This is a genomic window from Ercella succinigenes (assembly GCF_900002895.1).
Genome location: NZ_CDHP01000031.1, coordinates 1 through 2165, shown reverse-complemented (window position 1 = coordinate 2165; position 2165 = coordinate 1). Strand labels below are relative to the sequence as shown.

Genomic DNA, 2165 nt, shown 5'->3' with positions numbered 1-2165 from the left:
ATAATAAAATAAGCAAAGATAAAAAATAATTCAACTTCTAACCCCTTTCAGCATTGTTTATTCCGAGCAAATCTCTATAAAATTTTCTAATATCCTTTGAGTTGAAATTGTCTTCCCAATTTTTACGTGATTGCTCTGAAAAATTTTCCCAAAAGCAATAATCTACACTCAAAGATATAATATATCTGGTCCACTCTTCGCCATCTTTTGCGAAAAAACCATTTTTGCTATGAGTAATTATTTCTCTATTGTATCCTACTGGAGATAGTATTGTAGGCATTCCTGCACTCATATACTGAATAGCTTTAAAAGCAGCTTTGCCTGAAGTGTAGTTGTTTGTTTCTAAAGGCATTAGTCCAATATGACAAGCTAGCATTTCTTTTATCGCTATTTCCCTTTTCCATCTGATATTTTTTATACTAACATTATTATATTCAGATACTATCTTTGCATCTGAAACATTTATCAAAGTTATTCTCTTTCCTTTTTCTTCAAGAATTCTCGCAGCTTCATCAATAAAAGGTAATATCCCAATTAAATACTTAATATTAGAACGAGTGCCTAGCCATAAAATTTTAATTTCATTATCGTAATTTTTTTTACGTTTTTCATTTATTAGATCTAAGCGAATACTTTCAAAAGAAGCATCGGTAGTGGGAATAAAATGAATTTTAGCTGAACTTTCTATGATTTTATTTGCTAAAAATTTATTTGGCACAACTATATCATCCGAATTGTTGATTAGTAATTTGGTTTCGTATTCAGTTATTTCACTATTACTGAATATGTTATCATCAAAATCCCAAATAATTCTATTTGCTTTTGCAAACAACTTTTTTAAAAGAAAGCGATCCAGCCAAAAAGTTTTTTTAACAAAAATTCTTCTTTGGACAAATATATCTACTGAATCTCTGCTTTTTAAAGCTTTTAAAATCACATATACTCTTCTTAAATAACCAGGAATAAAGCCATAGAATAACATCCTTATTTTTCTAGGCAATATTGATTTGTAATATGAATCTACCGAATATTGGCTAATAATAATATCATCATTTTCATTTACATACTGGCAAATCCTATAAAATCCAGCCGGAGATATATTTTTATTTCTAACAAAGATTATTTTCATTTTTACCTCAATTATGCTTCTTATCAATCATATTATTATTGCAAAGTAGTTACTAAATATTTGTTAATACTATAATTTTGAAAAGAACCTTATTTGTTTTTTCTTATCATAATATCTGCTAATTTAATTTCTTCTCCTAATTTTTCATCTATACTATTTTGAGGAAAAACTTTCCAACCAGAACTTGGATACAACGTCATTTCTCCAAAAAAAATTTTATCGTCTACAGAATAAAAATCAACTCTTACAAATTTGAATTTTTCAGACAATGTCATCGCAAATTTTAGCATTTTATCAAAATTGATCGGTTTACTAAAACTAGATTTTTTTTCAAAGGAGTTCAAATTTGAATCTAAGTATTCTATTTTGACATTTCTTTGTTCATTTATTACTCTGCTAAAACAATATTCTAACAAAATAAATTTTCCTTCTGTCATAAAAAACTTATAATCAACAGGTAGAGATGTACTGCTACCTATATATTTTTCAATCAACAAAAGCCGCTCTGTGTTCTGATAGCAACGTTCTCTTCCAAACATATAAGAGAAATTTGACTTAAGCCATATCTGAGTTTTTTTTATCATTTCTTTTCTGTCAATTTTTGTTTTATCAATTACTATATAATTTTTACCGCTTCCTTCATTGCATTTCAAAACGAAGGATTTAGGCAGATCGTCAAACGCAATTTGGTCTAAACTTTTGCCTACCCATAACAAAGGAATCAAAACTTCTTCCCCTATTTTTTGTGAAACATATTCTCTAACTTTATATTTATCTGTAATCACAGCAATCATAGGATTATCGTCATTCAGATAAAGTCCGTATACTTGGTGTAAATTGAGAAATAAAAAAGAGCCACGAGCTCGCTTTCGGTATAATAGGTTTTGCGAAACTAACAACTGAAAGGAATGAGATCATGGCTCAAGTACATCTTACACTGGAAGACGAAATTCTTAAAGACCTTATGCTTGGAAATCGGGAGAACGGGGTGGCGAAATTACTGGAAAAAGTATTTGATGCGGTGCTGCGAGGACAG

The 2165-nt window shown here is 29.2% G+C and carries 2 protein-coding genes; both read right to left on the bottom strand.

All coding sequences use genetic code 11. The features are described from left to right. Positions 1-37: 37 nt before the first annotated feature. Positions 38-1129 carry a glycosyltransferase gene (locus AC0KSB_RS07685; protein WP_472307946.1) on the bottom strand — a complete coding sequence of 364 codons (1092 nt, stop codon included), beginning with the start codon at positions 1127-1129 and terminating at the stop codon, positions 38-40. Positions 1130-1218: 89 nt separating this feature from the next. After that, positions 1219-2028 carry an ATP-grasp fold amidoligase family protein gene (locus tag AC0KSB_RS07680; RefSeq protein WP_472307944.1) on the bottom strand — a complete coding sequence of 270 codons (810 nt, stop codon included), beginning with the start codon at positions 2026-2028 and terminating at the stop codon, positions 1219-1221. Between the last annotated feature and the right edge of the window lie 137 nt (positions 2029-2165).

Excerpts from the sequence above, each read along its gene's own strand:
- AC0KSB_RS07685 (WP_472307946.1), bottom strand. The coding sequence starts at position 1,129 with ATGAAAATAATCTTTGTTAGAAATAAAAATATATCTCCGGCTGGATTT.